The following is a 7,855-nucleotide window of genomic DNA, read 5'->3' as shown; positions in this document are numbered from 1 at the left end:
CCGTGACGGCAACGTTACTGGCAGCTGATGGCAGTGCCTTAGCCAACAAGTTGGTGCAATTTAGTTTAAGTAATGCGGCGTTAGGGTTATTTGACCCAGAAATTGGCTCTGTGCTGACTGACGCTAATGGTAAGGCAAGCATTAAGCTGAAGACCTTGAATATTCCAGGTGCGGGTTTTGTGTATGCTGACATAGTAGGTGTGGATGTCGCGCAAGCTTCATTGGGCGTCACCATGGCAGGCGATGGCGGGTCTTCTAAAGTGACCTTACAACTGACGGACAAGAATGGTAATCCAGCAGAGACTATCTCTACAGCTTTCTCCGGCAAGCTTAGGGCTACAGTTATTGGGTTAACTAAACCAGTGATTGTTACATTTGCATCGCCTATTGGTGATTTACCCGTGGTTACCGCAGTCACAAAGCTCATTAATAATGAATGGGTTGCTGTTGTTGATATTTTTGCGACAGATAAGTTGGGTGCAGGATTAGCGACAGCATCACTTGCTGATGGTGATGTTGGTGAAGCTATTGTTGTCGTTGGTGCGACTGACCTTAATATGGGCAGTGGTGATCCGTTTATAGATGGAGTTGCTAGCGTTAGCACAACGCAAATTTCTGCCGGTGGTACAGCTTCCGTCAGCGTCGCTATTAGGGATAATCTTGGCAATTTATACACTCAACCAGTTGCAGTTACCTTTAAATCAACATGTACTAGTCAAACACCTGCCAAAGCTGACCTAAGCTCACCTGTAACCACTATTAATGGTGTTGCTGAATCTCGTTATTTAGCCAAAGGATGTGAGGGGGATGACACAATAAATGTGTCTGCTAATACAGGTGGTTTGACTCTTTCTGCAACAGCATCTATCAATGTGTTACCAGCTAGCGCGGGCAGCATAGTGTTTGTTGATGCCAGGCCAGAAAACATTGGTATAAAAGGTACAGGTGGTAGTGAGTCCTCAACGTTACGCTTTAAAGTGTTAGATACCAATGGTAATCCTGTAGCTAACCGAGATGTCAGTTTTAAATTGAATAATCTGTCGGCAGGTTTGGGGTTAATTCCAAACTCGGCTAAGTCAAATAACGAGGGGTATGTGCAAACAGTGGTTAACTCTGGCACCGTTGCCGCCACAGTAAGAGTTACCGCGAGTATTGACGGTACAATCCCATTAATCTCTAGTCAATCCAATGTGCTTGTGGTTTCTACCGGTAAACCTGATCAAGATAGTTTCTCTTTATCTGCTTCAGAACTTAACATAGAAGGTTGGGAGCATGATGGTGCTCAAGTCACTATTACCGCCCGTTTAGCCGATGCCTTTAACAACCCTGTGCCTGATGGTACTGCTGTGGTGTTTACCGCTGAAGGTGGTTCGATTGACAGTTCTTGTCGAACTTCAAAAGGTGTATGCTCAGTGGTTTGGACCAGTCAGAATCCTCGCCCTGTAGGAGTCGATGGTAATGGACCTTTGTATGACGCAAGTGGTGCACAAATTAATGATCCTAATGCAGTGTTGAAGGAAGAAACTAATTTTGATGGTGGTAAATATTTCGGCAACCATTTTGGCCAGCCCTATGGTGGTCGGGTGACTATTACTGCAACCGCGATTGGTGAAGAGTCATTTGCGGACTTAAACAGCAATAACATTCTCGACACAGATGCTGAATTTAGTTTATTCGCTGGTTTGCCGCCCAATTGTGGCCGCGATAATAGTGGTGAATGTTATGATCTTACTGAGGCATTTGTTGATCACAATGAGGATGGTTTATACACGCCTGCTTATCCAAAGAATGGTTCAACAGATGCATCAGGTGATCGAGAAACTTTCATTGATTTCATTGATCCGGTAAGTCCAACTGGACAAGGAGTCTTTAATGTAGCGGATGGTGAGTACAGTGGTGTTCTATGTGATGACTCAGCTGCCTCATTAGTCAAATGTAGTCCTCAAGCATCAATTTCTGTTCGCCGTTCATTAGTGTTAGTAATGTCGGGGAGTGTTGCGATAGCAACCCGTATAGAAAATGTTCTGATACAAGATAAAGCCGCCGGCAATCAACAGATTGATATAGGAATTAAAGGGACAGCTTTTGTAGCTTTTACTATTTCAGATATCAATAATCAGCAAATGCCAGCAGGCTCCGTTATTAATGTTAAAGCGTCAGGGGCTACAGTAACTAGCTCAACAAGTATTATTTGGCCAAGTACAAATTATAATGGTGGTCGTGAAGTTGACGTTAGTTTAAAAGGTGGTGATGAACCTGATTCTGGGAATTTAATTGTCACCGTTACTACACCAGGTATAAAAGGTGATAATGGGGATATCGCTGGAACGACAACCGAAGTTTTAAATATTCCAATTGTCGTGAATTAGTCTTTCGTTAGTTTGTAAAACAAGGTGCCAACGGCACCTTGTTTTATATAAAAGCGAAATATCTGCCTAATTAACGCTGGAACTGATACACGCTACCTAGTTTCATGATCTGTGTCAGTTCATCTAGAGCTGTTCGAGATTCGATGATTAGCTGAGGGTCTGCAAGATCTTGGGTGGTTAATCTGTCACGGTAATGTTTGTCTACCCAAAGGTTTAAACGAGTAAATAAAGCATCATTCATCAGAGTGTGTTGATTTACCGCTGCGACTTCCACTTCATTCATGGCGACACGTAAACGAAGACAGGCAGGGCCGCCACCGTTTTGCATGCTTTGTTTTACGTCGAAATAAAGCACTTGCTTAATCGGCGTGTTTAATGTGAGTAATTCGTTCAAATAGGCAAATACCGCGGGATTTTCTTGGCAATCTGTTGGGGCAATAATCGCCATTTCACCGGATGGCAACGTAATAATTTGAGTATTGAATAAATAGCTTTTGACTGCGTCGTTAATTGCTACTTTCGCAGTTGGCACTTCAATGAAATACAGCTCAGTGTCGAGTTTACGTTTAATTTCATCGATCTTATTCTGGGTATTTAAGAAGGCTTGTTCGTGGTAGAACAGGACATTTTGATTACCTACTGAGATAACATCGTTATGGAATACACCTTGATCAATCACATCAGGATTCTGTTGGATGAAGACACAATTATCGTCTTCCAGCTGATGTAAGCGTGCGACTGCCATCGACGCTTCTAAGGTTTGTCTTGCTGGATATTTTTGTGGTTTAGGTGCGTTGGGATTGGTGGCTTCTTGTCCATAAACAAACAGCTCAACACCAGCATGGCCGTATTCATTGCAGAGACGAGTGTGGTTTGCGGCACCTTCATCACCGAAGCTATTATGCTCAGGTAAGTGACTATGGTGATGAAAATAGTGGGGATCACTGAAAGTTGCTGTTAATATGTGCCCCGTTGTCAAAGGCTCGATGCTGCGATGAAGTTTATCGACTAAATTTGCTGGGGTAAAATGCAGTTTGCCGTCACGTGTATCAGCACTTGGTGAGACGGTAGCGGCATTGGCTGTCCACATACTGGAAGCACTGCAACAGGCATTAAGTAATATGGGCGCTTCTTTTGCCGCTTGCTTTAATACATTAGCATCAGAGCCAGAAAATCCAATTCGGCGCAATGTATAGAGGTCTGGGCGCTCTTGAGGAGCTAATATTCCTTGAACCATGCCCATATCGGCTAGTGCTTTGGCTTTTTGGAGTCCTTGTTTTGCAGCAGCTTTGGGGTTGGAAACTAAGGCGGCATTGCTAAGTGAGGCGACATTGCCAAAAGACAACCCTGCGTAATTGTGTGTTGGTCCAACGAGTCCATCAAAATTCGCTTCAAAGTGCTTCATTGCTTATCCTTGTGATAGGGAAAGTTATTATTTGTTCATATGGTCCCTGAGGGAACCCAGTATACTGAAGCTTTTCGAGTGCACAAGCGGACGGTTTTGTGCTCAAAGCGACTTTTTCACGATAAATGCATAACTATTTCTTGCTTGCTGGCAAATAATGAAATATTAGTTTTTAATTACGCATATTATATTTTTACATTTTTTCAACTTTTATTAAAAAGTGACTCGCTGGTACATATAAAAGAGGGATTAACTTGAAACTATCAGTACAACCCTCTATATATGGTGCCAATTTCCACCTTCTTGAGATTTTTTGGCGCAAATTAAACTATGGGTAAATCGCTAGTTATTGTCGAATCACCGGCCAAAGCTAAGACTATTAATAAATATCTTGGCAAAGAATTCATCGTTAAATCGAGCGTAGGTCACATCCGTGATCTGCCGACATCATCGACTTCAGAAGGCAATGAAAAGGTTAAATCCGCTGCCGAAGTTAAGAAGATGTCGCCAGAAGAAAAAGCTCAATATAAAAAGGTGAAAGATCAGCAAGCGCTAGTGTCTCGTATGGGCGTAAACCCTGAAAAGGGCTGGGCGGCTAAGTACCAAATTTTGCCTGGTAAAGAAAAAGTCGTTAAAGAGTTACAGGCACTTGCCGATTCTGCTGACCAAATCTATCTCGCAACCGACTTAGACCGTGAGGGAGAAGCTATCGCCTGGCATTTGCAAGAGGTGATTGGTGGTGATCCTTCACGGTATCAACGTGTTGTTTTCAACGAAATTACTAAGTCTGCGATTCAAGATGCTTTTAGTAAACCGTCGACACTCGACACTAACATGGTGAATGCCCAACAAGCCCGCCGCTTCTTAGATAGAGTTGTCGGTTTTATGGTGTCGCCGCTGCTGTGGAAAAAAGTTGCTCGCGGTTTATCCGCTGGGCGAGTGCAGTCGGTTGCCGTGCGTTTAGTGGTTGAACGCGAAAGCGAAATCAAAGCTTTTGTGCCTGAAGAATTTTGGGATGTACACGCAGAGCTCAATACGCCCGCTCAGGAAGCTTTGCGGATGGAAGTGGTTAAGCATCTAGATGCTGCCTTTAATCCTATCAATGAACAGCAAGCGATGGCTGCGGTTCAAGCGTTATCTGCGGCAAGTTTTACTGTGCTGGCCCGCGAAGATAAAGCGACTCAAAGTAAACCATCGGCTCCCTTTATTACGTCGACACTGCAACAGGCCGCGAGTACACGCTTAGGTTTTGGTGTGAAGAAGACCATGATGATGGCGCAGCGACTTTACGAAGCTGGTCATATCACTTATATGCGTACCGACTCGACCAATTTGAGTCAAGAAGCCGTTGAAAACTTGCGCGATATGATTGCCAAAGAATTTGGTGATAAGTATCTACCCGCCGAACCGATTCGATACGGATCGAAAGAAGGCGCACAAGAGGCTCACGAAGCGATTCGTCCATCGAACGTTCAAGTGCAAGCAGCGACCTTATCTGACATGGAACGTGACGCTCAGCGCTTATATGAGCTTATTTGGCGCCAGTTTGTCTCATGTCAAATGACACCTGCACAATATGATGCCACTAAGTTGACCGTAAAAGCGGGTGATTATGAGCTCAAAGCCACGGGACGTACCTTACGTTTTGATGGTTGGACTCGCGTGCAAACAGCACTCAAGAAGAAAAACGAAGAAGACAATACGTTGCCATTTGTGGCACAAGGCGATGTATTAGCATTAAAAGAATTGCAGCCTAAACAACATTTTACTAAGCCGCCAGCACGATACAGCGAAGCTTCTTTAGTAAAAGAATTAGAAAAACGCGGCATTGGCCGCCCATCAACCTACGCAACCATCATTTCAACGATTCAGGATCGTGGTTATGTAAAAGTAGAAAATCGTCGTTTCTATGCCGAAAAAATGGGTGAAATTGTCAGCGAACGATTGGTGAGCAGTTTTGCTGATTTGATGAGCTATGACTTTACCGCCAGCATGGAGCAAACATTAGATGATGTGGCTCGGGGCGAGTTAGACTGGAAAAAAGTGCTCGATGGTTTCTATGCTGACTTTACTAAGCAATTAGAAAAAGCTGAGCTGGATCCCGAAGAAGGTGGCATGCGTCTTAACCAAATGGTGATGACCGATATCAAGTGCCCAACTTGTGGTCGTCCTATGGGGATCCGCACTGGAACGACAGGTGTTTTCCTTGGTTGCTCTGGTTATGAATTGCCCCCTAAAGAACGCTGTAAGACGACGATGAACCTCACGCCTGGCGTTGAGGCGATTAGCGAAAACAGTGAAGATGCCGAAACAGATGCACTGCGTGCGAAGCACCGTTGTAGTATTTGTGGCACGGCAATGGACAGTTACCTGATCGATGAGAAGCGTAAGTTACACGTCTGCGGTAACAATCCAATCTGTGAAGGCTATGAAGTCGAAGAAGGCCAATTCAAGATCAAAGGCTATGAAGGTCCACTGATTGAGTGTGATCGCTGTGGTCACGATATGGAACTGAAAAATGGTCGTTTTGGTAAGTACTTTGGCTGTACCAATGAAGAGTGTAAGAATACCCGTAAATTACTGAAAAATGGTGAGGCGGCGCCGCCAAAAGAAGATCCTATTTATTTACCCGAACTGAAATGCAGTAAATCGGATGCCCATTTCGTATTACGTGATGGTGCGGCGGGTATTTTCTTAGCGGCCAGTACTTTCCCTAAATCACGTGAAACCCGTGCGCCTCTGGTTGAGGAACTGGTTCAATACCGTGAGCTGCTATGGCCTAAGTATCAGTATTTAGCGGATGCGCCAGTCACTGATGATGAAGGCAATAAGGCTGCGGTGAAGTTTAGCCGTAAGACGAAAGAGCAATACGTTGCGACTGAAGTCGATGGCAAAGCCACGGGTTGGTCTGCGCATTACGTCAATGGGAAGTGGGTGAGTGAGACTACCAAGAAAACCAAGAAAAGCGCATAGCGGTGGATTAAGCTAGCTTAACGACAAGAGAATAACAAAAAAGCCAAGTCAATGATGACTTGGCTTTTTGTTTGCATTTTTTCGATATCAATTTGTTGCTATAGATAATAATTCAAACATGTTGAGTACTTTACACCTGCAGATACAAACTGACTCACAATGACGCGATAGAATGGTGGCAAATGTGTCGCTAATTCAACTTAACGGTAAGCAAATAGAGACTGATCACCATTTCTTTTTAGGTTGAAACAGCATATCGATATCATCTTCTTCATTTTTAGGTCTAGGAGCACTGGGTTCAGATTGTTTCTGTGCGCCCATAATCTCATCAAGCAATTGTTTAGCCTCATCCACTTTACGACCAATGAAAGGGTCATTAGGCGTTTGTGCCTTAATAGCGTGCAATGTCGATAGTGCTTTAGTCACCATTTGTTTTGATGAACCATATTGCTTCATAAAGCTGGCCGCGCGGGCACGAGAAAGCATAGAATCGACATTAATTCTGAGCTGTAAACTGTCGATGCGGCTTTCTTCTTGAGCAAAAATGCTCGGATCGACTTTACCTTTATTATGCTCGGCTCTGAGTATCGCCTTTAATTTTTTTAAGGTTTGAACAAGCGCTAAAATTTGTTTGTCATTATCGGGTAGTCTGAAATTCTCAATTGGAGGAGTTTGAGGCTGGCCAGACTGTAAGCTTGTTATTTGATTATTGATATCGGCTAGGCGGCGTTGGTAGTCTGACTGTTGTTGGCCATTACTGATCGCTGTTGCAGACTGCAAGGCATCTTGTACACGCCGGTACAAAACCAACACTATATTCGTGCTACAAGGCATCATTCCGGTGTTTGATAACACAGTTTCAGTTTCATCGATAATTGCTCTTTGACGGGCAAATTCAATGCGACGCTCAGCCTCTACACGTTCTTTTTGTTGCTGTAATACGTTAATTCCGATAACAAGCAGTAAAAGCGCACCGATGAGGATCAGAACCAAGGTGAATGACATAGATGTTCCATTATTTATCCAATTGAGCTAATGCTACAATAAATCAATAAACTAGCATAGTTATCTTAGCCTAGGTTATCATTTCTGTCGTATGAATCTGTAG

Annotated in this window: 4 protein-coding genes; 2 read left to right on the top strand and 2 right to left on the bottom strand. The window is 43.8% G+C overall.

Annotated features, from left to right (window positions below; genetic code table 11):
- Nucleotides 1-2,369: Ig-like domain-containing protein (locus tag L5M38_RS15450; RefSeq protein ID WP_263179588.1), on the top strand; the 2,369-nt coding region annotated here is incomplete at its 5' end.
- Between the two features lie 70 nt (nt 2,370-2,439).
- On the opposite strand, the gene astB is transcribed toward L5M38_RS15450, so the two are convergent.
- Nucleotides 2,440-3,774 carry an N-succinylarginine dihydrolase gene (astB, locus tag L5M38_RS15445; protein WP_263179587.1) on the bottom strand — a complete coding sequence of 445 codons (1,335 nt, stop codon included), beginning with the start codon at nt 3,772-3,774 and terminating at the stop codon, nt 2,440-2,442.
- A gap of 330 nt (nt 3,775-4,104) precedes the next feature.
- Between astB and topA the strand changes: the two genes are divergently transcribed.
- Nucleotides 4,105-6,747 (top strand): type I DNA topoisomerase, encoded by a 2,643-nt coding sequence (gene topA, locus L5M38_RS15440; protein WP_263179586.1) that lies wholly within the window; start codon nt 4,105-4,107, stop codon nt 6,745-6,747.
- A gap of 225 nt (nt 6,748-6,972) precedes the next feature.
- Here the strand turns inward: topA and zomB are convergent, their stop codons facing one another.
- The gene (zomB, locus tag L5M38_RS15435; protein ID WP_028759720.1) at nt 6,973-7,752 is read right to left on the bottom strand and encodes a flagellar motor control protein ZomB; all 780 of its coding nucleotides are present in this window, start codon (nt 7,750-7,752) and stop codon (nt 6,973-6,975) included.
- Nucleotides 7,753-7,855 lie beyond the last annotated feature (103 nt).

Source organism: Shewanella sp. SM101 (genome assembly GCF_025654465.1).
Taxonomy (GTDB): domain Bacteria; phylum Pseudomonadota; class Gammaproteobacteria; order Enterobacterales; family Shewanellaceae; genus Shewanella; species Shewanella oncorhynchi.
The sequence above is the reverse complement of the archived record's forward strand: the minus strand, read 5'-3'. Positions and strand labels throughout refer to the sequence as shown.

Bases quoted from the DNA above. Each gene is read 5' to 3' on its own strand.
- astB (WP_263179587.1), bottom strand. From the start codon at position 3,774: ATGAAGCACTTTGAAGCGAATTTTGATGGACTCGTTGGACCAACACAC.
- topA (WP_263179586.1), top strand. From the start codon at position 4,105: ATGGGTAAATCGCTAGTTATTGTCGAATCACCGGCCAAAGCTAAGACT.
- zomB (WP_028759720.1), bottom strand. From the start codon at position 7,752: ATGTCATTCACCTTGGTTCTGATCCTCATCGGTGCGCTTTTACTGCTT.